Source organism: Streptomyces sp. JJ66 (genome assembly GCF_019303495.1).
Classification (GTDB): domain Bacteria; phylum Actinomycetota; class Actinomycetes; order Streptomycetales; family Streptomycetaceae; genus Streptomyces.
In genome coordinates this window covers 13,995-36,080 of record NZ_JAEVFI010000010.1, presented here as the reverse complement: position 1 = coordinate 36,080, position 22,086 = coordinate 13,995, and the positions used below count along the sequence as shown (strand labels likewise).

Genomic DNA, 22,086 nt, shown 5'->3' with positions numbered 1-22,086 from the left:
GTCAGTTGCCCCTCTCGGCGGCGCGGTCTTCGGGGGAGTCGTCGGCGAAGGACGCGAGGTACTCGGCGAACTGTGCGCGTTCCTCGTCGATGAGCGCGTGCCCGTCGGCGTAGGCGTTCTCGAAGATCGCCATGGTGTCCGGGTCGGGCATGGTGCGGATCTTCTCGCGCACGCCCCGGCCCAGCTCCTCGCTTTCCCGCTCCAGCTCCGCGAAGAACGCCTCGTCGGCCAGGCCCTCCTGCTCCAGGTAGGTGCGCAGCCGCAGGATCGGGTCCTTGGCCTCCCAGGCCGCCCGCTCGTCGTCGCTGCGGTAGCGGGTGGGGTCGTCGGAGGTGGTGTGCGCGCCCATGCGGTAGGTAAACGCCTCCACCAGCATCGGGCCCTGGCCGGAGCGGGCGTGCTCCAGCGCCGCCCGGGTCACGGCCAGGCACGCCAGCACGTCGTTGCCGTCCACCCGCACGCCCGGGAAGCCGTACCCGGCGGCGCGCTGGTAGATCGGCACCCGCGACTGCTTCTCCGTCGGCTCGGAGATCGCCCACTGGTTGTTCTGGCAGAAGAACACCACCGGCGCGTTGTAGACGGCGGAGAAGGTGAACGCCTCCGCGACGTCGCCCTGGCTGGAGGCGCCGTCACCGAAGTAGGCGACGACGGCCGAGTCCGCGCCGTCCTTGGTGATGCCCATCGCGTAGCCGGTGGCGTGCAGCGTCTGGGAGCCGATGACGATGGTGTAGAGGTGGAAGTTGTTGCTGGCCGGGTCCCAGCCGCCGTTGTTGACGCCACGGAACATGCCCAGCAGGTTCGACGGGTCCACGCCCCGGCACCAGGCCACACCGTGCTCGCGGTAGGTGGGGAAGACGTAGTCGTCCTCGCGCAGCGCCCGGCCGGAACCGATCTGCGCGGCCTCCTGGCCCAGCAGCGACGCCCACAGGCCCAGCTCGCCCTGGCGCTGGAGGGAGGTCGCCTCGGCGTCGAAGCGCCGGGTGAGCACCATGTCGCGGTACAGGCCGCGCAGCTCGTCGGCGCTCAGGTCGATGGCGTAGTCCGGGTGCTCGACGCGCTCGCCCTCGGGGGTGAGCAGCTGCACCAGCTCCGGCTGGGCGGCCGCGCCGGACGGGGCGGCTGCGGTGGCCCCAGTGGCCCCAGTGGCCTTGGGGGCCGCCTTCCGCTTCGCGGGCGCCTTCTTCGCGGGCGCCTTCTTGGCGGGCGCTGCGGGCGCTTTGGCCGCCGTGCGCTTCCCGCTGCTGCGCGTCGTCCCGCGCGCGGCAGTGCTTTCCACGGTCACGTGTGCTCCTCCGTCTGTCCGGCCCCCGGGGTCTCCGGATGAGCCAGTGCGGCTCGCCCGGTGCCGCTACGGCGCACGGGGTGGGGTGCGGCGCGGTCGGCCCGAGCGGTGACAGCTTGTCCCGTTCGACGGCCCGCTCGAAGCACGTTACCCAGTCTTCCCGCATGGGTGCGAAGCACCGCTGACCTGCAATTTTCCTTGGAAATCCAAGTAAACCGCGATGCGGTCGGCGGTCAGCCGGGAACGTCACTGGTCACAGCCTTGCAGGCCCCAAGGACAAGCGCACGTTATCCGAGGGGAACCGGCTTCGGGAAGAGCAAGCGGGGGATCAGTATGTGAGACTGACATCGTGGGCAAACCGGGTCAGATCAGGGTGTTTCTCCTGGACGATCATGAGGTCGTCCGGCGCGGCGTACACGAGCTGCTGGCCACCGAGCCCGACATCGACGTCGTCGGCGAGGCCGGAACAGCCGCTCAGGCGCTGGCGCGCGTGCCCGCCGTCCGCCCGGACGTCGCCGTACTGGACGTCCGCCTTCCCGACGGCAGCGGCGTCGAGGTCTGCCGCGAGATCCGGTCGCGGTACGAAGGCGTGCGGTGCCTGATGCTGACGTCGTACGCCGACGACGAGGCGCTGTTCGAGGCGGTCATGGCCGGAGCCTCCGGGTACGTGCTGAAGGCGATCCGCGGCACGGACCTGGTGGGCGCCGTCCGCGACGTCGCCGCCGGACGCTCCCTGCTCGACCCCCTGGCCACGCAGCGCGTGCTGGACCGGCTGCGGACCGCACCGGCCACCGGTCCGCTGGCCGGGCTGACCGAGCAGGAGCGGCGCATCCTCGACCTCATCGGTGAGGGTCTCACCAACCGCGCGATCGGCACGCGGCTGCACCTGGCGGAGAAGACGGTGAAGAACTACGTCTCCGGGCTGCTCGCCAAGCTGGGCATGGAACGCCGCGCCCAGGCGGCGGCCTACGTGGCGCGGCTCCGCGCGGACGACAGCCGGCGGTAACCCGCTCGCCCGGCGGTCCCCCCACCTTGGGGCACGGCCCACCTCGGGCACGGCCCACCTCGGGGCACGGCCCGCCCCGGGGTTCCGCGCGGGGGCTGCCGGGGGTGAGCTGGGGCCGATGCGGCAGCCGCGCCGGGTGCCCCGTGCCGGGGCCGGGGAGAGGCGCCCGCGTTACAGCTGCGGGTCCGCGCCGCCGTCGCCGCCACCGCTCTGAGCCGCGCCACCGGCACCGCCACCGGCGTCCCCGGTGCCGCCCGAATCACCGCCGGCCGCGTCGCCGCCGCCACTCGCGTCGCCACCGCCGCCGCTGTCTCCGGTGCCGCCGGGGTCACCGCCGCCCGTGTCGTCACCGCCGGTCGTGCTGCCCGGGTCGCCGCCCGAGCCGTCGGTGGTGCTCCCGTCGGTACCGCCGTCCGTGGTGCCGCCGTCCGTCGCCGGGTCGGTGGGCTCGTCGGGCTCGCCGGTGGTGCCGCCGTCCGTGGGCTCCTGCGGGGTGGTGGGCGGGTCGTAGGTGTCCTCAGGGGGCGGCGGCGGGACGTTGCCGCCGGTCTCCTTCTCGGTGGGCGCCTTCCGGGTGGGCGACTCCTCCGGCTCCTCGGAGGGCGTGGTCTTCTTCTCCGTCGGCGTGGCGGTGGACGTCTCCGGCACCGGGTTCGGCCCGGACTCGTCCTCGCCCAGGTTGCTGAGCGCGAACAGGATGCCCGCCGCGACGGCGAGCACGGCGAAGAACGAGACCAGCGCGTACTTCAGCCCGCTGCCGCGACGGCCACCGTCCTCGCGGGGGCCGCCTTCGAAGCCCCCGTCGTCCCGGTCCGGCCGCCCGAGCAGCATGCCGGGCTGCGCCGCCGTGTCCCCGATCCGCGCGGTGGCGTCGAACGCGCCGGCCGCCGCCCCGGCACCCAGGGCCGCCGTCGCGGCCGTGGTGGCGACCGGACCGGTGTTCCACAGACCGCCGGTGTGGCTGCCCTGCTGCTCCAGCTGGCGCAGCGCGTACTGGATGAGGCCGCGCATCTCCTCGGCGGACTGGAAGCGGTCGTCCGGGTCCTTGGCCAGGGAGCGCATGACCAGGCCGTCCAGCTCCGGCGGCACGCCGTCGGTGACCTGGGAGGGCGGCACCGGATCGTCCTGCACGTGCTGGTAGACCACCGACAGCGGCGTCTCGCCGGTGAAGGGCGGACGGCGGGTCAGCAGTTCGTAGAGCAGGCAGCCGGTGGCGTACAGGTCGGAGCGGGCGTCCACCGTCTTGCCGAGCGCCTGCTCGGGGGAGAGGTACTGCGGCGTGCCCATGACCATGCCGGTCTGCGTCATCGTCGTGGAGACGCCGTGCAGTGCGCGGGCGATGCCGAAGTCCATCACCTTGACCGCGCCGGTGTCGGTGATGATGACGTTGGCGGGCTTGATGTCCCGGTGCACGATGCCGTGCTGGTGGCTGTAGGCCAGCGCCTCCAGCACCCCGGAGACGATGATCAGCGCCTGGTCCGGCGGCGGGGGCTCCGCAGTGAACAGCAGGTCACGGATGGTGCGGCCCTCGACCAGCTCCATGACGATGTACGGCACGGTGTTGCCGTCGATCACGTCCTCGCCGGAGTCGTACACGGCGACGACGGCGTGGTGGTTGAGGCCCGCGACGGACTGGGCCTCACGCGTGAAGCGGGCCTTGGCCGTCGGGTCCTCGGCGAGGTCGGCGCGCAGCAGCTTGACCGCGACGGTGCGGCCCAGGCGCACGTCCTCGGCGGCGAAGACCTCGGCCATGCCGCCCCGGCCCAGGCGCCGCGTCAGCCGGTAGCGGCCGTCGCCGACGAGACCGTTGTTCCCCCAGGCTCCGGTTCCGTTCGGCGGGGTGTTCGACGGGGTGGAAGCGCCGCCACCGGGCTCGTCGGGGCCCTCGGGGCCTCCCGGGGTCTGCGTCTGTCCCATCAGTCCTCGCCATGTCTGGAACCCGCCGGGCGCGGGCGCGCGTGTGGGGGGATGGAAAGACCATCCAAGCCGCTGAGGGGTAGGCGTGGCAAGTTGCGTCCACGGCGGCGGCACCGCCCCGCGCCGGGCCCGCCACATCCCGCGCAACGCGTCACGGAACGGGCACGCGGCTTGACTCGCCCACCCCCTGAGGCAGACTTGGGCTGGCGTTCGGGGAGCCCGAGCAGCTACCGCAACCGTACACGCGCAGAGCCTGGTCCGTTCGGGGCCTGCGGCGCCGAGGGGGAGACAGGCACCATGAGCCAGGTCGGCGGCGCACAGCCGGGTCATTTCGAAGGCCGCACCGTCGGAGGCGGCCGCTACCAGCTGCGCGAGCTGCTCGGCGCGGGCGGCATGGCCTCCGTCCACCTCGCCTATGACACCGTGCTGGACCGCCAGGTGGCGGTCAAGACGCTGCACTCCGAACTGGGCCGCGAGGCCGCTTTCCGCGAGCGGTTCCGCCGTGAGGCGCAGGCGGTGGCGAAGCTCGCGCACACCAACATCGTCTCCGTGTACGACTCCGGTGAGGACACGATCGAGGGCGCCGTCGTCCCCTACATCGTCATGGAGTACGTCGATGGCAGGCCCCTGCGCAACGAGCTGGACGACGCCATCCGCCAGCACGGCGCGATGCCCACCGATCAGGCGCTGAAGATCACCGCCGACGTGCTGGCGGCGCTGGACGCGAGCCACGAGCTCGGTCTGGTGCACCGCGACATCAAGCCAGGCAACGTGATGCTGACCCGCCGTGGCGTGGTGAAGGTCATGGACTTCGGCATCGCCCGCGCCATGGAGTCCGGCGTGACGTCGATGACGCAGACGGGCATGGTCGTCGGCACCCCGCAGTACCTCTCCCCCGAGCAGGCGCTCGGCCGTGGCGTGGACGCCCGCTCCGACCTCTACACCGTCGGCATCATGCTGTTCGAGCTGCTGACCGGGCGACTCCCGTTCGACGCCGACTCCCCGCTGGCCATCGCCTACGCCCACGTGCAGGAGGAGCCGCCCACGCCCTCCGCGATCAACCGCTCGGTACCCCCGGCCGCGGACGCGCTCGTCGCCCGCGCGCTGCGGAAGAACCCGAACGAGCGATTCCCCACCGCCGAGTCGATGCGCGAGGAGTGCGTGCGCATCACCGGTTCGGGTGCGGCCTCGGGCGCGGCGCCGGTGATCGTCAGCGGCGGTCCGGCGCCCGGCAGCGGCGCGGGCGTCGCGCAGTCCGTCTTCCCGCCGGTCAGCGCCACCGGCACCCCGCCGCCGCCCAGCACCATGCCGGTGGGCCAGCCGGTTCCCGGTCAGGGCGTGCCGGGGCAGGGTGTTCCCGGTCAGGGCGTCCCGGGGCAGGGCGTTCCCGGCCAGGGCGGGTACGCGGCGCCGTACGGGCAGCCCCAGGGCGGTTTCGGCCCGTCCACCCCGCCGCCCGGCCACCCGCAGGGCTACGCCACGCCGCCCCCGGCCTACGGCTACCCGCACCCGCAGGGCCCGGCCGGGCACCCCACCCCGGCCCCGGGGCCGCACGGCAAGGGGTCCGGAAGCAACCGCAACGTGCTGATGATCGCGGTGGCCGCCGTCACGGCGCTCGTCATCGTCGCCGCTATCGCGCTGATCAGCCAGCTCGGTGCGGACGGGGGCGGCGGGAAGGACCCGGTGGCCGGGGACACCCAGGGCGCCACGGACGGCGGGTCCACGGCGGGCGGCACCGAGGGCAGCGGCACCGAGGGCAGCGGCGCGGACGGCACGGACCGCGAGACGGACGCGAAGCCGGAGCCCAGCAAGGACGAGAACGACGGCTTCAAGGACGAGGACAAGACGAAGACCGTGGACGCCGAGGAGTGCACCGAGGCGTACGACTACACGTGGGGCGAGGAGAAGGAGAAGGACGACAACCGCGTCTCCATGCCCGACCTCACCTTCCACCACATCGACTCGGTCAAGGACTGCATCCGGGAGGCGGGCTGGGTGCTCGACACCGACCTGTCCTACGAGGACGAGAACATCTACGGCAAGAACACCGTCCTGGAACAGTCCCCGAAGCCCTACCGGCCGTTCGACCCGGACAAGGACGAGGTCAAGCTCGTCGTCTCCACCGGCAAGGCAGGCTGACCCACCCCGGACCGTCCCGGCTCCCGCTAGCCGGCGTCCGCCCCGGGCTCCCGCCCCAGCACGGCGTCCACCTCCAGGACGAGCCCCTCCGCCAGATCGCCGGGCAGCGTGAACGTCTCCCCGGGCCGGTACGCGGCCCGGGCCCGGTACTCGCCGCCGCGCGGTTCGCTCAGCACGATGACCTCGCCCTGCCGACGGTCCCCGACGACGTACACCGGCACGCCCGCCCGCGCGTAGGCCGTCGGCTTCTTCACGGTGTCGTCAGCCCAGTTGGACGAGGTGATCTCCACGACCAGGTGGCAGATGGCGGGGTCCACGCAGTGGAAGCGCACGACGTGCTCGCGGTGGTCGGCGTCCACGACGGCGAGATCGGGCACCGCGTAGTCGTCGTTGCCGGTGGGGAGCCACAGCCCGACAGCCTGGATGACGCGGGTCTCCTTGCCGTGCAGCGGCGCGAGCGCCATCGTCAGGTCGGTCAGCGCGTCCCCGTGCGGCGGGTCGGCAGGCGGCGTCACGGTCAGTTGTCCTGCGAGCACTTCCACCCGGTGCCCGGGGAACTCCCGGTACACCATCTCAGCGATGTCGAGCAGGCCCATGGGGCGTTCCCGCGGCACGGTGTGAGCCTGGCGTTCCGGGGCGATGGTCATATCGCTTCTCCTGCCTGACGATTCGGTCACACGGCCTCGTTTCATCGTAGAGGTGGCTCAGAAACGATTCTGCGCGTCGGTGAGCGGGGAAGCGAGCAGGGTGTGGCGTCCGCATCGCGGACGGGGGCCGGGGCGCCTGCCTGTTGTCTCTACGGTGTATCCATGCCCGCGCCGCGCCCGCTCGTCCCGTGACCGCCGCCGGGGTGCGGCTGCCCGGTGACCCGCCCGGCGGCCCCCGGGCCGTGGCGATGTGGGGCCTGGGTGTGGCCGTCTACTTCCTCGCCGAGGGCTACCCCGCCGCGCTGGCCTGCCGCGCGCTGCTGGGCTGCGGCGACGCGATGACGTTCATCAGCGTGCTGCGGCTGGGCGCGCGCTGGTTCCCCGCGCGGCGCGGACCGCTCGTCGCGCAGCTGGCGGGGCTCATCGGCATGGCGGGCAGCCTCGTCAGCACGCTCGTCCTCGCCCGCGTCCTGGCCGCCTTCGGCTGGACGCCGACGTTCGCGGGCAGTGCCATCGGCGGTCTCCTCGCGCTGCTGCTGGTGCTGGTGTTCCTCAAGGACCAGCCCGCCGGGCACGAGTCCGCACCGGTGCGGCACACCGGCCCCGGGTACGTGCGGCGGCAGCTCGCCGCCGCGTGGCGCGAGCCGGGCACCCGCCTGGGCATGTGGGTGCACTTCACCACCCAATTCCCGGCGATGGTGTTCCTGCTGCTGTGGGGCCTGCCGTTCCTGGTACGCGCGCAGGGGAGGTCCACCGAGGGCGCGGGCGGGCTGCTGACGCTCGTCGTGCTGTCCCACATGGTGGTCGGTCTGGTGTACGGGCAGACGCTGGCGCGGCACCACGGGGCGCGGGCCCCGCTGGCGCTCGGCACGGTCGGCGCCACCGCGCTGCTGTGGGGGGCAGTGCTGGCCTGGCCCGGGCAAGCGCCGCTGTGGCTGCTGGTGACGCTGTGCCTGGTGCTGGGGGCCTGCGGCCCGGCGTCCATGATCGGCTTCGACTTCGCCCGTCCCGCGAACCCGCCGGAGCGTCAGGGCACGGCCTCGGGCATCGTCAACATGGGTGGTTTCACCGCGTCCATGACGACGCTGCTAGCCGTCGGCGTGCTGCTCGACGCGACCGGGGACAACTTCCGGGTCGCCTTCGCCGCCGTGTTCGTGCTCCAGGCGCTCGGGATCAGCCAGATCCTGCGGCTGCGGCGCCGCGCGGACCGCCGGGAGCGGGAACGCGTCGTCGCCCGCCGCGTGGAGGCCGTGCACGTCCCGGTGTGACGGCGGCTCCCGAAGCGTGCCCGGGGCAGCTCCGCCGGGGAGCCGCCACGGGGTCACGGGCTCACCAGCGTCACGGCGTCACCGCGAAGTGGGCCAGGATCGCCCCGGCCAGCCGCTCGTCGCCCTCCACCTTCACCTGGTCGGCCACCGCCTGCGGACGCACCCGGCCGCAGGCCAGGCGGACGTACGTCTCCCAGTCCAGGGTGAAGGTCACCACCGGTCCCAGCGACGGGGTGCTGCTGACCGCGCCCTTGCCCTCCGCGTCCACCCGCACCGTGCACAGGAACTCCACCGGCCCGTGCACGTCGAAGACGACCGCCGAGCCCGCCGGAGCCGACGCCCGGTGCGCGACGACCTCCGGCAGCGCCTCGATCAGCACGTCCCGCGCCACCAGCGCGCCCGGCGCGTCCAGGTGGCCCGGCGCGCCCAGCGCGCGTCGCAGGTCCTGCTCGTGCGCCCACACATCGAACGCCCGCTCCCGCAGCATGGCCTCCGACGTCACCGTGTGACCCAGCGGGTGACGCAGCGTCTTGTCCGGCCCACGCTTGTCGTTGCGCAGCTGCCGGGCGCGGCGGATGATCGTGTACTCCAGCTCCGCCGTCATCTCCGCTCCCGTGTGGTGCCGCCGCACGTCCACCTGCACCTCCATGCGGCGGCTCGTCTCGTCCGTGACGTGGTAGAGGTCGCGCGGAAGGGTGTGGATGGGCCGGGGGTCGCCCAGCAACTCACACTCCAGGCCGATGACATGGGAGACGACATCCCGCACCGACCAGCCCGGGCACGACGTCGCCCGGTTCCACTCACGCTCCGCGAGCGGCCGCACGAGGGCGGATATCGCCTCGATCGAGTGAGTCCAGGCGTCGGCGTAGGGCTGAAGGCTCGGGTGGTCGGACACGGAACCCCTCGTGGCAGCGGTACGGATCTTTCGCGGGCGGGCGCCCTTCAAGTTAGTCTGCGCACGGGCACCCGGGCACTGCTTTTGGGTGACGATCGTAGGGGTTTTGACGTACGGTGCGGCCCCCGGAGCGGACTTGTGGAGCGAAGGAGGCCCACCCCGTGCGTGCAGCACTGATCCAGATCGACGTCGATCCGGACGAGCCGGTTCATTCCCGCCGTGCCAGGGCGGCTTCACTGGTCCGCGCGCAAGCGGACGCCGACCTGGTACTGCTGCCCGAACTGTGGACCGTTGGCGCCTTCGACCACCAGCGCTTCGCGGCCGAGGCCGAACCGGTGCCCGGCGGACCGACCGCGAAGGCCATGGCTCAGGCCGCGCGCGACGCGGGCGTGTGGCTGCACGCCGGGTCCGTCGTCGAGCGCGCGATCGACGACGCGCTCTACAACACCTCGCTCGTCTTCTCCCCCGAGGGCCAGCTCACCGCCACCTACCGCAAGATCCACCGGTTCGGCTTCGACCAGGGTGAGGCGACGCTGATGTCCGCCGGTACCGCCCCGGTCACCGTCGCGGCCGCCGGGACGACGGTGGGCCTGGCCACCTGCTACGACCTGCGCTTCCCCGAGCTGTTCCGGGCGCTGACGGACGCCGGGGCCCACCTGCTCGCCCTCCCCGCCGGCTGGCCCGCCGCCCGCGCCGCCCACTGGGACCTGCTCGCCCGGGCCCGCGCGGTGGAGAACCAGTGCTACGTCCTGGCCTGCGGCACCGCGGGCACCCACGCGGGCGTCCCCCAGGCCGGACGCACCGCGGTCATCGACCCCTGGGGCGAGACCCTGGCGGCCGCCGACGACGCGACGGAACAGGTCGTCACCACGGACCTCGACCCGGCCCGGGTGACCGCGATCCGCGAGGAGTTCCCGGTACTCAAAGACCGCGTGCTGTAACGCTGCCCCGGGCCGCGCCGACGTGGTGGTGCGCCGCCGTCTCCCGGCTCCTCCGCCGGGTCGGGCGCAGTGGCACCCTGGACGGCATGACGAAGCGTGCGCGGGTCCGCGCTCCTGAGCTGCAAGGGCGAGGCTGGCTGAACACCGGCGGCAAGGAACTGTCCCTCGTGGACTTCCGGGGCCGCATAGTGATCCTGGATTTCTGGACGTTTTGCTGCATCAACTGCCTGCACGTGCTGGACGAGTTGCGGGAGCTGGAGGAGAAGCACCGGAACAGCGTGGTCGTCGTCGGGGTGCACTCGCCGAAGTTCGCGCACGAGGCCGAGCCGCAGGCGGTGGTGGACGCCGTCGAGCGGTACGCGGTGCACCACCCGGTGCTCGACGATCCGGAGCTGGCCACCTGGAAGAGTTACGCGGTGCGGGCGTGGCCGACGCTGGTGGTGATCGACCCGGAGGGGTACGTCGTCGCGCAGCATGCCGGGGAGGGGCACGCGCACGCGATCGAAGCGCTGGTGGGCGAGCTGGAGGCCGAGCACGCGGCGAAGGGCACCCTGCGGCGCGGAGAGGGCCCGTACGTGCCGCCGGAACCCGAACCGACCGACCTGCGGTTCCCGGGCAAGGCGCTGGCGCTGGACGGCGGCGGCTTCCTCGTCAGCGACTCCACGCGGCATGCCCTGGTGGAGCTGGCGCCGGACGGGGAGAGCGTGGTGCGCCGTATCGGCACCGGTGAGCGCGGGCTGGCCGACGGCGCGGCGGACATGGCGCGGTTCAGCGAGCCGCAGGGGCTGGCGGTGCTGCCGTCCGGTGAGGTGGTCGTCGCGGACACCGTGAACCACGCGCTGCGCGGTCTCGATCTGGCCACCGGCACGGTGCGCACGCTGGCGGGCACCGGGCGGCAGTGGTGGCAGGGTGAGCCGACGTCGGGCGCGGCGCGCGAGGTGTCGCTGTCCTCGCCGTGGGACGTGGCGTGGTTCGGCGGGTTGCTGTGGATCGCCATGGCGGGCGTCCACCAGCTGTGGACGTTCGACCCGGAGACCGAGACGGTGCGCGCCGCCGCCGGTACGACGAACGAGGGCCTGGTGGACGGGCCCGCCGCCGAGGCGTGGTTCGCGCAGCCCTCGGGCCTGGCGGCCACCGGGGAGCGGCTGTGGGTTGCCGACTCCGAGACCTCCGCCCTGCGCTGGCTGGATGCCGACGGCACCGTGCACACCGCCGTCGGCACCGGTCTGTTCGACTTCGGCCACCGCGACGGGGCGGCCGGGCAGGCGCTGCTCCAGCACCCGCTGGGCGTCACCGCGCTGCCGGACGGCTCGGTGGCGATCAGCGACACCTACAACCACGCCCTGCGCCGCTACGACCCGGCCACCGGTGAGGTCAGCACGCTGGCGACGGACCTGCGCGAGCCGTCCGGCGCCGTGCTGCCCGCCGACGTGGAGGAGGGCGCTGGGGGCGCTGGCGGCGCTGGGGGTGAGATCGTCGTCGTGGAGTCGGCGCGGCACCGGCTGACCCGGCTGCGGCTGCCCGAGGAGGCGGTGCCGGTGGCCGCCGTCGCGCACCGGACCCAGCGCGCGGCCACGCCCGTGGCGCCCGGCACGCTGGCGGTGGACGTGGTGTTCAGCCCGCCGCCCGGGCAGAAGCTCGACACCCGGTATGGACCGGCGACGCGCCTGCTGGTCAGCGCCACCCCGCCGGAGCTGCTGGAGAACGGCACCGGGGCCGGGCCGGAGCTGCGGCGCGAGGTGCGGCTGAACCCGGAGGTCTCCGAGGGCGTGCTGCACGTCTCCGCGATGGCCGCGTCCTGCGACGACGACCCGGCGGTGGAGTACCCGGCGTGCCACATGCACCAGCAGGACTGGGGCGTCCCGGTGCGCCAGACGCCGGACGGTCAGGCACGCCTGCCGCTCGTGCTGGCGGGGATGGACGCGTAAGCCGCGACCCACGCGGAAGAGGGGCCTCACGCGGAAGAGGGGCCTCACGCGGAAGAGCCGCCGCCCACGCGGAAGAGGGGCGCACCGCGCGGTGCGCCCCTCTTCCCGTTCCCCCCTCGGAGCACCCCCCAGCGCCCCTGTTTCTTGTGCTCCCCCGGCTCCCCCGCCGTGGAAGTAACTCTGGCGGGGGAGTTTCACAGCGGTGTCACAGCGGCGGCCCCGTACCGTCACAGCCGGTGCGCGGTGGCGGCGCCGTGCGGCGGGGCGGTGGGTGCGGGATCATGGAGCACGGCGAAGCCGCGCCGCGAATGGGGTGTGTCGTCGATGTCCAGTTCCGCCGAGCGTGCGTCCCTCCAGCAGTTCGCCGTGTCGAGCCTCGCGGCGGCGGTGCTGGACGGCGAGGGCACGATCGTCTCCTGGGCGGACACGGCGCAGCGGCTTCTGGGCCTGCGGTCCGAGGAGGTGTGCGGGCGCCCGGCGCGCACCCTGCTGGCCGATCCGGAGGACTGGGAGCGGCTGCGGCGTGAGCGCCGGGAGCCGGGCTGGGAGGGTGAGGCGCGGCTGCGGCACGCGGACGGGCGGGAGGTACTGGTCGGTGTCCGGGCCATCGCGCTGCGGGCGCCGGGCGGCCCCGGGGGCGGGAGCGGGGACGGCGCCGGGGACGGGCTCGGGGACGGGACGCGGCTGTACCTGGTGCTCGGCGCCGAGGTCGGTCTGCTGCGGCTGTGGCGGCAGAACCACTCGCTGGTGGAGGAGCTGTTCGCGCAGGACCGCATCGGGCTGGCCGTCTTCGACACCGACCTGCGCGTCGTGCGCACCAACACCGCCCTCTTCCCCTACACCGGTCTGCCGGACGCACTGGCCGGGGCGCGGCTGGGGGACTTCCTCGCCCCGCAGGACGCCACGGCCATCGACGACATGCTGAGCAAGATCATGCGCAGCGGCGAGCCGGAGGTGGGCGTCACCATGCGGGTGCGGACGCTGACCGACCCGCGCGCGGGACGGCTGCTGGCCATGTCGGCGTTCCGGCTGCACAGCCCGCACGGGTTGCCGATGGGCGCGGCCGCGGCCTTCACCGACGTCACCGAGCACGAGGCGGCCGGGGAGCGGCTACAGCTGCTGCACCGGGCGACGTCGGTCCTGGGCGGCTCGCTGTCCATCACCCGTACGTGTGAGGATCTGGCCCGGGTGCTGGTGCCCGCGCTGGCCGACTGTGTGCTGGTGGGGCTGGCCGAGCCGGTGCTGATCGGTGACGAACCGGTGCTGGACCGCAACGGGCAGGCGGTCCTGCTGCGCACCGCCGTCGCCGGGGCTGACCCGCTGGAGCTGCCGGAGTCCGCCCGCGTCACCGCGCTGCCGCCGCCCGGGCGCGGGCGGGACGGCGGCGTCGTCCTGGGCGACCTGTCCGGGCGGGCGGCCGGGGACAGTGCCGAGCCCGGGACGGAGCCCGGGACCGAGGAGCGGGCGCCGCGCTGCTGGGCGCCCCCGCTGCCCGGCGCGCACTCCGCGCTGAGCGCCCCCCTGCGCGCCCGCTCCGCCTTCCTGGGCACGGTGACCCTGTGGCGCACCGAGCAGACCGTGCCCTACTGCGAGGAGGACCTCGCGCTGCTGGAGGAGATCGCCGCCCGCGCCGCGCTCGCCGTGGACAACGCCCGCCGCTACACCCGCGAGCACCGTGCCGCCGTCAGCCTCCAGCGCAGCCTGCTGCCGCCCTCCACGGCGCGGAACGCGGCCGTGGAGACCGCCAGCGTCTACCTTCCCGCCGACGCGGGCGGTGGCGTCAGCGGCGACTGGTTCGACGTGATCCCGCTGTCGTCGGCCCGGGTGGGCCTGGTCGTCGGCGACGTGGTGGGGCACGGGCTCCAGGCGACGGTCACGATGGGCCGCCTGCGCACCGCCGTCCGCACGCTCGCCGACCTCGACCTGGACCCGGAGGAGCTGCTGTCCCACCTGGACGACCTGGTCACCCAGCTCGACGTCGCCACCAGCGACGAGGCGCGGAGCACGGCGCGCGACTCCCTCGGCGCTACCTGCCTGTACGGGGTGTACGACCCGGTGACGCGCCGGTGCGTGTTCGCCAGCGCCGGGCACCCGCCGCCCGCGCTCGTCACCCCAGGCGGGGCCGAGTTCGTCGAGGTGCACCCGGGGCCGCCGCTCGGGGTGGGCGGGCTGCCGTTCGAGCCGGTGGAGGTCACCGTTCCGCCCGGCAGCGTCCTCGCGCTGTACACCGACGGCTTGGTGGAACTGCGGCGCGGTGACATCGGGGCGGGCATGGCCGAGCTGCGCGACCGGCTGGTCGCCTCCGGCGTGCTGGACCACCCGCTCACGCGGACCGCCGAGTCGCTGGTCGCCACCATTCCGCCGGATTCGCTGTCGGACGACGTGACGCTGCTGCTCGCCCGCACCCGCGCGGTGCCGCCACGGGACACCGCCACCTGGAGCATGGCCGCCGAGCCCGCCGCCGTCCCGCGCGCTCGCGAACTGGCACTGGAACAGCTGTCGGCCTGGGACCTGGACATGCTGGCCTTCACCACCGAGCTGGTCACCAGCGAGCTGGTCACCAACGCCGTGCGCTACGGGGGCGGCGACACGATCGAGCTGCGGCTCACCCGGGCGGACACGCTGATCTGCGAGGTGTCCGACGTGAGCAGCACCCAGCCGCGCATGCGGCGGGCCCGGCTGACCGACGAGGGCGGGCGCGGCCTGTACCTCGTCGCGCAGCTCACGCACCGCTGGGGCAGCCGCTACACGCGCCGTGGCAAGACGATCTGGACGGAGCAGCTGCTGACGCCGCCCCTCGGGTGAGCCCCCGCCTACCGCCCCGTCACGCGCCGCCCGTCAGGCCGCCCCGTGCCGCCCGTCAGGCCGTCGTGTCTGCCATGCCGTCGTGTCTGTCACGCCGTCAGGCCGTCACGCCGTCAGGAACGCCGACAAGGCGCCCGCCAGCAAGTGCGGGTCGTCGGCGCCCGCCAGTTCGCGCGTCGAGTGCATCGACAGGATGGCGACGCCGATGTCCACCGTCGCGATGCCGTGCCGGGCGGCGGTGAGGGGGCCGATCGTGGTGCCGCACGGTACCGCGTTGTTGGAGACGAACGCCTGCCACGGCACCCCGGCCCGCTCGCAGGCGGCGGTGAACACCGCGCGCCCCGTGCCGTCCGTCGCGTAGCGCTGGTTGACGTTCACCTTGAGGATCGGGCCACCGTTCGGCATCGGGTGGTGCGTGGGATCGTGCCGCTCCGCGTAGTTCGGGTGCACGGCGTGCCCGGTGTCGGAGGACAGGCACACGGTGCCCGCGTAGGCGCGCGCCCGGTCCTCGTAGCCGCCGCCCCGGGCGAAGACGGAACGTTCCAGCACGTTGCCGAGGAGCGGCCCGTCCGCCCCGGTGTCGGACTGGCTGCCGTTCTCCTCGTGGTCGAACGCCGCCAGCACCGGGATGTGCGGCAGCGCCGCGCCCTCCTCGGCCGCGCGGACCAGCGCCGCCGTGCCCGCGTGCACGGACAGCAGGTTGTCCAGCCGGGGGCCGGTGATCAGCTCGCGGTCGCGGCCCAGGTAGGCGGGCGGCTCCACGGCGTGCAGCATCAGGTCCCACCCGGCGATGTCGGACTGCTCCAGCCCGCTCTCCTCGGCCAGGAACCCCAGCAGATCACCCTCGCGGCCCTCACCCAGGCCCCACAGCGGCGTCATGTGCCGCTGCCGGTCCAGCTTCAGCCCGTCGTTGACGCCACGGTCCAGGTGGATGGCCAGCTGCGGGACGCGCAACAGCGGACGGTCGGCGTTGACCAGCCGGGTGGAGCCGTCGCGCAGGGCGAGCCGCCCGGCCAGGCCCAGGTCGCGGTCGAGCCAGGTGTTGAGCAGGGTGCCGCCGTAGATCTCCACGGCGAGCTGCCGCCAGCCGTGCGCCCCGGTGTCCGGCCGGGGCTTGATCCGCAGGTTCGGTGAATCCGTGTGCGCCCCGACGACCCGGAACGGGGTGGCCGCCGTCGCGCCCTCGGGCACGTACCAGGCGATGATCGCGCCGCCGCGCAGCACGTACCGGCCGCCGCTCGCGCCGTCCCACTCCTCCGTCTCCGACACCGCCCGGAACCCGGCCTTCTCCAGCCGCTCGGCGGCGTTCGCCACGGCGTGGTACGGCGTGGGGGACGCGGCGAGGAAGGTGAGCAGCTCGTCGGTATGCCGACGGTCAAACGCGGGGAGGGCACACATGCGCTCAGCATACGGACACCCACCCCATCCGGCTCACGGACGGTGAGGCTTCCCCATGCGCGGCCCCATGCCCGGGCACGCGGAAGGGTCCGCTCCCCTCGCGGGGATGCGGACCCTTCGTCACGCTGGTTCGGCTCAGAACGCCGACTCGTCCAGCTCCATCAGGGACAGGTCCACGGACTCGGCCATCTCGCGCTGGACGCCGACGCCCGGGAGGATGTTCGCCGCGAAGAACTTCGCCGCGGCGATCTTGCCCTCGTAGAACGCCTTGTCCTTGGCGGCCGCCGTCGGCAGCTTCGCCGCCGCCACGGCGGCGCCGCGCAGCAGCAGGTAGCCGACCACGACGTCACCGGAGGCAAGCAGGAAGCGGGTGGTGTTCAGGCCCACCTTGTACAGGGACTTCACGTCCTGCTCGGTGGCGGCCAGGTCGGTCAGCATCGTGCCGACCATCGCCTCCAGGTCACCGGCGGCCTTGGCCAGGTGCTCGCGGGAGGACGCCAGGCCCTCGCCGCCAGCCGACTCGGCGAGGAACTTCTTGATCTCCTCGGACAAGGTGGTCAGCGCCTGGCCCTGGTCGCGGACGATCTTGCGGAAGAAGAAGTCCTGGCCCTGGATCGCCGTGGTGCCCTCGTAGAGGGTGTCGATCTTGGCGTCCCGGATGTACTGCTCGATCGGGTACTCCTGGAGGTACCCGGAGCCGCCGAACGTCTGCAGGGACTGGGCCAGCTGCTCGTAGGACTTCTCCGAGCCGTAGCCCTTGACGATCGGCAGGAGCAGGTCGTTCAGGCGGTGCGCGGCCGACGCGTCCTCGCCAGCGGCCTCCTTGACCAGGATGTCGTCCTGCACGGAGGCCGTGTAGAGCACCAGGGCGCGCATGCCCTCGGCGTACGCCTTCTGCGTCATCAGCGAGCGGCGCACGTCGGGGTGGTGGGTGATGGTAACGCGCGGGGCGGTCTTGTCGGTGAACTGGGTGAGGTCGGCGCCCTGCACCCGCTCCTTGGCGTACTCCAGCGCGTTGAGGTAGCCGGTGGAGGCGGTGGCGATCGCCTTCGTGCCGACCATCATCCGCGCGAACTCGATGATCTTGAACATCTGGCGGATGCCGTCGTGCTTCTCGCCCAGCAGCCAGCCCTTGGCCGGGTGCTTGTCGCCGAAGGTCATCTCGCAGGTGTTGGACGCCTTCAGGCCCATCTTGTGCTCGACGTTGGTGGCGTAGACGCCGTTGCGCTCGCCGAGCTCGCCGCTCTCCCAGTCGAAGTCGTACTTGGGCACGATGAACAGCGACAGGCCCTTGGTGCCGGGGCCAGCGCCCTCGGGGCGGGCCAGCACGAAGTGCACGATGTTCTCGGACATGTCGTGCTCACCGGAGGTGATGAACCGCTTCACGCCCTCGATGTGCCAGCTGCCGTCGGCCTGCTGGGTGGCCTTGGTGCGGCCCGCGCCGACGTCCGAGCCCGCGTCCGGCTCGGTCAGCACCATCGTGGAGCCCCACTGGCGGTCCACCATGCGCTGCGCGATCTTGTGCTGCTCCTCGGTGCCCTCCTCGTACAGGACACCGGCGAAGGCGGGGCCGGAGGAGTACATCCACACGGCCGGGTTGGCGCCGAGGATGGTCTCGGCGAAGGCCCACAGCAGGGAGCGCGGCGCGGTGGTGCCGCCGATCTCCTCCGGGATGCCCAGCCGCCACCACTCGGCGTCCATGTACGCCTGGTAGCTCTTCTTGAAGGACGCCGGGACAGGCGCGGTGTTGGTCTCCGGGTCGAAGACCGGCGGATTGCGGTCGGCGTCCTCGAAGGAGGCGGCCAGCTCGTTCTCCGACAGCCGGGCGATCTCGGAGAGCACGCTCTTGGCGGTCTCCACGTCCATCTCGGCGAACGGCCCGTTGCCGTACACCGTCTCGCGGCCGAGCACCTCGAAGAGGTTGAACTCCAGGTCGCGCAGGTTCGACTTGTAGTGGCCCATGGGCGCAGGCTCCGTAGGGACGGGGAGGCAGGGTCCTCCAGTGCGTACCAGTTAGTAGCTCCCATCATGCTACCGACGGGTAATAACGGCAACCCCGGACCGCCGGATGTGACCGGACTGGCACGAATTCGCCCGGGGCGGGCGCGTGAGCCGGGTCCCCTCCGCCCAGCATGCCCTACACCCGGTTCCCGTCCCGCCCGGCCTCACACCCGGTTCCCGTCCCGCCCGCGCCCGGCCGCCCCGCCTCGACCCGCGCCCGTTCACCTCAGCCCCGAGCCCGGGCCCGGACCGGCGCCCGGTTACCCCTTGCCCCGGCGCGCGTGGGCCGCTCCGCCCGCCCGGCGCGCTTCGGCCCCGCCCACCCCGGGATACGTCCGCCGGGGGATACGTCCGCGCGGGCTTTGGGCGGGTGACGTCCGACGCGTGCGTCGGGTCCGGGCCGGTCGTGGCGGGGGTGCCTCCCGGCCCGGGCGGGGTTCCGGGCAGCGTGCTCCGGTTGCCCGCCCAGAGCAGGTCCCGGCGTCCGCACACGGGACGGGCGGGACTCAGTACCCTTGGGGCGTGTACGGATACGAGCAGAACGCGTCCGCGGGGCACCAGCAGTACGGCGCCCCGCCGCCCGGGTACGGGCAGGCTCCGCACGGTGCTCCTCCGCACGGGGCGCCCGGACCGCACGGGGCGCCACCGCCCCAGGCGCACTACCCGGAGCCCTCACCACCCTCGCTCGCCGAAGCGGTGCGCGGATTCGCCACCGGCGCGCTCTCCCCAGAAGACTTCCAGGGCATCTTCCACAACGCCCGCGTGTACTGCCCGCGCGGCGAGACGCCGGGCTTCCTGGCGCTGCACAACACACAGCAGCCGGTGATCCCGATGTTCACCTCGCTGAAGGAGCTGCGCGCCTACGCGGGCAAGGAGTCCCGCTACTTCGTCATCACCGGGGCCGAGGTGCTGGACCTGCTGCCGACGGGGTACGGCTTCGTGCTCGACATGGAGGGCGACCACCGGGTCGTCTTCGACGCGAAGGCCGTCGAGGAGATGGTCAACTTCGCCATGCACCGCATGTACGGCTGACCCGCGCCGACCACCCGCCCATCACAACTGCCAGCTCGGCGGGTCGCGAGGACGTGGACGGCTGAGTGACAGCGGCGACGGTCATGAGGGTCTGACGCTGTTCAATGGCCTGCGAAGGCGGAGGCGGACGGCCAGGTCGCGTAAGAGAAGTCATCTTGCCGAGGTCCGCGAGGGCGTACGGCCTTGAGCGAGGTGGTACGCCCGCCCGGCGTGCCCACGTGGAGGTGAGGAGCTGGAGTGGATGTATCCCGTCTGTGCAGGACCGCGAGTAGATGTGGCCGAAAACAGCGTTGCCCCTCTGGCCTCTGGCCTGGACACTCATGCGTCCATTCGTTCTCATGGAGGGCTGCCATGTCTCTTCCCTCACGCCCCGGTGGCACGCTGGAAGAAGCGAGCGATAAGACCACTACAGAGCAATTGGCACACATCATGGTTCGCACCTTGCCAGAAGGGGGGCTGGACCGAATCACACCAGAACGCGTCGAAGAGATGTTGTCGGTCCCGGCGCTCACGGCACACATCTAGCCTTTCCCTCCCTGAGCCATCACGTCGCCGTAAGAGTCAAAGTGGGGTCACCTTTTGACTAGCTGGGAAAATTGCACGCTGCTATTTTCTGCTGGCGCTCGGCCATTGAAGGACGCCCGGGACCTGACCCTGGGAGAGCTATTGCTGGCAAATCGCTTCCCTCCTTCGCTGTTCCAGGCGTATGAGGTGCCCGGGGACGGCTCGCTGAACCCCGTGCCCATGTCACGATCCCTCGGTGATTTTCCTGAAGGGCGGAAGGTCGTACTCCAGTGCGTGCGAAATACAGACATCGACGCATTGCAGCCTGCCGAGGTGGAGCCGGTGTGGCATGCCGAGACACCGGTGACGGAAATATACGACTTTCAGTACGCCGAGGACTCCAAGGAACCCCGCCATCGGGTCCATCTGATGGACGCAGCCACCATGCGGGAGGTGATCTTCGGAAAGATCAGCGAATTCCTGGTGCGGGCAGGTGACCCACTACCTCTGGTAGCCGGGATTTCCGGTGGTGGTGACAGTAACACGCTCGTGCATGGCCTGAGTCGTTACCTTGCAAACCGCCAACTGGGCGCATCCCGAGTCACTTGCTTTACGTTGGTGATGGAGCCCATGTGGCCCGAATCAGCGGCCCACCGTGCACAAACTTTGTGTTCGCAAGCCGACCTTGAGCACCGCGTACTTCACCCCGAGGATATAGCGCAGACTCTGCGTATGAGCAGTTCTCCACAACTCCTATGGGAAGACCTTTCGAAGCTCTACGGTACTGATCTCGCTCATTTCTTCGGGACTTTTTTGATCAACTTAGTCGGGCGGGCGATCTCTCAAGAGGTCGGAGCGTCCAGTCTTCTGATGGGATATAATCGCGAAGACGTCATGGCTGAACTGATGTTCTGTCTGATGAACGGGCGCCGCCCGCTGGAGTATCCCAGGAAAATGACAGGCGACACAGAAGTGCTCATGCCGGTATGGGATGTTCCTAAAGTCATGCTCGACTCCTGCCACCCGGACTTCAGCGAAGCCAACTACACTGAGCGAGTGGATACCACAGCCGTGCGCCGGTCATCGATCTACTACATGGCACACTGCCTGGACGCACTCGTACCACAAATGTCGATTTCGCTCTTGAACGGAACAGCCAAGTTGATGGACGAGTTGTCTGGCTGGCAGGAATTGACTCCCATCGGGGGTACTCCGCTGCTGCACACCGGGTACGGTGACGCCGAAGAACAGCACAAAATCCTTACCCTCCTCAAAGGATACTTCCCGGACTGGCAGCTGTGAGGGTGACGGCGCAGTAGGATGACGGCTGACCCAGATGCCGTAGCACGCCAGACCAGGGGAGTAACACCAGTATGGGGCAGGCCGCGAAGGCTCCGTCGGGGACCAGGGACCTCCTGGCCGATGAGGTACGCCGCCGGAAGGCAGCGTTTGACACGCTGTCCCGGATCTTCGACAGCTTTGGGTTCGACCCGCTGGAGACACCGGCTTTCGAAAATCTGGACGTCATCACCGGCAAGTACGGGGAAGAGGCGTCGAAGCTCGTCTTCAAGATTCTCAAACGGGGGGTGCACGAGGCGTCGGGGCAGGCGGACCTCGCGCTGCGCTATGACCACACCGTTCCGCTGGCCCGGGTGATCGGCACGCACGGGGCGAAGCTGCCCACTCCGTTCAAGCGTTCCGCGATCGGGCCGGTGTGGCGGGCGGACCGGCCGCAGGAAGGCCGCTTCCGGGAGTTCACGCAGTGTGACATCGACACGGTGGGCTCGCACTCCCCGCTGGCCGATGCCGAGATCGTGCTGGCGCTCGCGCAAGGGCTGGAATCCCTGGGCGTGAGGGAGTTCACCTTCATGGTCAACTCGCGTAAGGCGCTCTACGCCCTGCTGGAGGTGCACGGCATCGCCCACGCGTCCGGGGCAGGTGTGCTCGCCGCGCTGGACAAGCTGGACAAGATCGGTGCGCAGGCTGTGGCCAGGGAACTCACCGCCGAACGCGGGCTCGCCCACGAGGTGGCCACCGCGCTCGTGGAGGATGTCAGTGCTGCGAGCGTCGAGCGGGTCAGGAAGCGGCTGTCCGCCACGGACGCGGGCCGGGCCGGGCTGGCCGAGGTGGACCGGCTCATTGAGCTGACCACCAGTGCGGGGCTGGAGCCGGAGCGTATCGCCTACGTGCCGCGCATGGTCCGGGGGCTGGACTACTACACCGGGACGATCTACGAGGTGGAAGCCGCCGGTTATCCGGGTTCGGTCGCGGCCGGGGGGCGGTACGACGGCTTGGTGGCCGCGCTGGGCGGGCCGGACGTGCC

The 22,086-nt window shown here is 71.8% G+C and carries 15 protein-coding genes (1 of these 15 cut by a window edge); 9 read left to right on the top strand and 6 right to left on the bottom strand.

What is annotated here, in order from left to right; all coding sequences use genetic code 11:
• Position 1: 1 nt before the first annotated feature.
• A complete protein-coding gene (gene pdhA, locus JJV70_RS09280; protein WP_219047309.1) occupies positions 2-1,282 on the bottom strand; it encodes a pyruvate dehydrogenase (acetyl-transferring) E1 component subunit alpha in 1,281 nt (426 codons plus the stop codon).
• Between the two features lie 349 nt (positions 1,283-1,631).
• Here pdhA and JJV70_RS09275 point away from each other — a divergent pair, with 349 nt between their 5' ends.
• On the top strand, positions 1,632-2,288 hold the full coding sequence (locus JJV70_RS09275) for a response regulator transcription factor (protein ID WP_308294757.1): 657 nt from the start codon (positions 1,632-1,634) through the stop codon (positions 2,286-2,288).
• Positions 2,289-2,459: 171 nt separating this feature from the next.
• On the opposite strand, the gene JJV70_RS09270 is transcribed toward JJV70_RS09275, so the two are convergent.
• Entirely contained in the window at positions 2,460-4,205 is a 1,746-nt protein-coding gene (locus JJV70_RS09270; RefSeq protein ID WP_219047307.1) for a protein kinase, read from the bottom strand.
• Positions 4,206-4,502: 297 nt separating this feature from the next.
• Between JJV70_RS09270 and JJV70_RS09265 the strand changes: the two genes are divergently transcribed.
• Positions 4,503-6,344, top strand: a complete 1,842-nt coding sequence (locus JJV70_RS09265; protein WP_219047306.1) for a protein kinase — start codon at positions 4,503-4,505, stop codon at positions 6,342-6,344.
• 26 nt (positions 6,345-6,370) lie between these two features.
• Here the strand turns inward: JJV70_RS09265 and JJV70_RS09260 are convergent, their stop codons facing one another.
• On the bottom strand, positions 6,371-6,991 hold the full coding sequence (locus JJV70_RS09260; protein WP_219047305.1) for a Uma2 family endonuclease: 621 nt from the start codon (positions 6,989-6,991) through the stop codon (positions 6,371-6,373).
• Positions 6,992-7,239: 248 nt separating this feature from the next.
• Here JJV70_RS09260 and JJV70_RS09255 point away from each other — a divergent pair, with 248 nt between their 5' ends.
• On the top strand, positions 7,240-8,259 hold the full coding sequence (locus JJV70_RS09255) for a nitrate/nitrite transporter (protein ID WP_219047406.1): 1,020 nt from the start codon (positions 7,240-7,242) through the stop codon (positions 8,257-8,259).
• Between the two features lie 70 nt (positions 8,260-8,329).
• On the opposite strand, the gene JJV70_RS09250 is transcribed toward JJV70_RS09255, so the two are convergent.
• A complete protein-coding gene (locus JJV70_RS09250) occupies positions 8,330-9,154 on the bottom strand; it encodes a maleylpyruvate isomerase family mycothiol-dependent enzyme (protein WP_219047304.1) in 825 nt (274 codons plus the stop codon).
• A gap of 161 nt (positions 9,155-9,315) precedes the next feature.
• Here JJV70_RS09250 and JJV70_RS09245 point away from each other — a divergent pair, with 161 nt between their 5' ends.
• The 3 genes from JJV70_RS09245 to JJV70_RS09235 all read left to right on the top strand — a co-directional run bounded on the left by JJV70_RS09245 (position 9,316) and on the right by JJV70_RS09235 (position 14,828).
• On the top strand, positions 9,316-10,095 hold the full coding sequence (locus tag JJV70_RS09245; RefSeq protein WP_219047303.1) for a carbon-nitrogen family hydrolase: 780 nt from the start codon (positions 9,316-9,318) through the stop codon (positions 10,093-10,095).
• An 86-nt stretch (positions 10,096-10,181) separates the two neighbouring features.
• Positions 10,182-12,023, top strand: a complete 1,842-nt coding sequence (locus JJV70_RS09240) for an NHL domain-containing thioredoxin family protein (RefSeq protein ID WP_219047302.1) — start codon at positions 10,182-10,184, stop codon at positions 12,021-12,023.
• A 324-nt stretch (positions 12,024-12,347) separates the two neighbouring features.
• Positions 12,348-14,828, top strand: a complete 2,481-nt coding sequence (locus JJV70_RS09235; RefSeq protein ID WP_219047301.1) for a SpoIIE family protein phosphatase — start codon at positions 12,348-12,350, stop codon at positions 14,826-14,828.
• Positions 14,829-14,933: 105 nt separating this feature from the next.
• Here the strand turns inward: JJV70_RS09235 and JJV70_RS09230 are convergent, their stop codons facing one another.
• Together JJV70_RS09230 and JJV70_RS09225 are read right to left on the bottom strand one after the other, a co-directional pair.
• Positions 14,934-16,226: a M18 family aminopeptidase gene (locus tag JJV70_RS09230; protein WP_219047300.1), complete on the bottom strand. Its 1,293-nt coding sequence runs from the start codon at positions 16,224-16,226 to the stop codon at positions 14,934-14,936.
• Between the two features lie 135 nt (positions 16,227-16,361).
• The gene (locus tag JJV70_RS09225; protein ID WP_219047299.1) at positions 16,362-18,188 is read right to left on the bottom strand and encodes an acyl-CoA dehydrogenase; all 1,827 of its coding nucleotides are present in this window, start codon (positions 18,186-18,188) and stop codon (positions 16,362-16,364) included.
• Between the two features lie 561 nt (positions 18,189-18,749).
• On the opposite strand from JJV70_RS09225, the gene JJV70_RS09220 reads away from it, so the two are divergent.
• From JJV70_RS09220 to JJV70_RS09210, 3 genes are all read left to right on the top strand, one after another.
• Positions 18,750-19,259, top strand: coding sequence for an SseB family protein (locus JJV70_RS09220; protein WP_219047298.1), 510 nt, complete (start codon positions 18,750-18,752; stop codon positions 19,257-19,259).
• A 579-nt stretch (positions 19,260-19,838) separates the two neighbouring features.
• The gene (locus JJV70_RS09215) at positions 19,839-21,065 is read left to right on the top strand and encodes a hypothetical protein (protein WP_219047297.1); all 1,227 of its coding nucleotides are present in this window, start codon (positions 19,839-19,841) and stop codon (positions 21,063-21,065) included.
• Between the two features lie 71 nt (positions 21,066-21,136).
• Positions 21,137-22,086: the 5' portion of a HisS family protein gene (locus tag JJV70_RS09210; protein WP_257573665.1), read on the top strand. It continues 88 nt past the right edge of the window; 950 of the gene's 1,038 nt are visible here — the first part of the coding sequence; the start codon lies at positions 21,137-21,139; its stop codon lies off the right edge, out of view.

What these genes read in the sequence shown, in the direction of transcription:
- JJV70_RS09270 (WP_219047307.1), bottom strand. Translation starts at nt 4,205, where the DNA reads ATGGGACAGACGCAGACCCCGGGAGGCCCCGAGGGCCCCGACGAGCCC.
- JJV70_RS09265 (WP_219047306.1), top strand. Translation starts at nt 4,503, where the DNA reads ATGAGCCAGGTCGGCGGCGCACAGCCGGGTCATTTCGAAGGCCGCACC.
- JJV70_RS09260 (WP_219047305.1), bottom strand. Translation starts at nt 6,991, where the DNA reads ATGACCATCGCCCCGGAACGCCAGGCTCACACCGTGCCGCGGGAACGC.
- JJV70_RS09255 (WP_219047406.1), top strand. Translation starts at nt 7,240, where the DNA reads ATGTGGGGCCTGGGTGTGGCCGTCTACTTCCTCGCCGAGGGCTACCCC.
- JJV70_RS09240 (WP_219047302.1), top strand. Translation starts at nt 10,182, where the DNA reads ATGACGAAGCGTGCGCGGGTCCGCGCTCCTGAGCTGCAAGGGCGAGGC.
- JJV70_RS09235 (WP_219047301.1), top strand. Translation starts at nt 12,348, where the DNA reads ATGTCCAGTTCCGCCGAGCGTGCGTCCCTCCAGCAGTTCGCCGTGTCG.
- JJV70_RS09230 (WP_219047300.1), bottom strand. Translation starts at nt 16,226, where the DNA reads ATGTGTGCCCTCCCCGCGTTTGACCGTCGGCATACCGACGAGCTGCTC.
- JJV70_RS09225 (WP_219047299.1), bottom strand. Translation starts at nt 18,188, where the DNA reads ATGGGCCACTACAAGTCGAACCTGCGCGACCTGGAGTTCAACCTCTTC.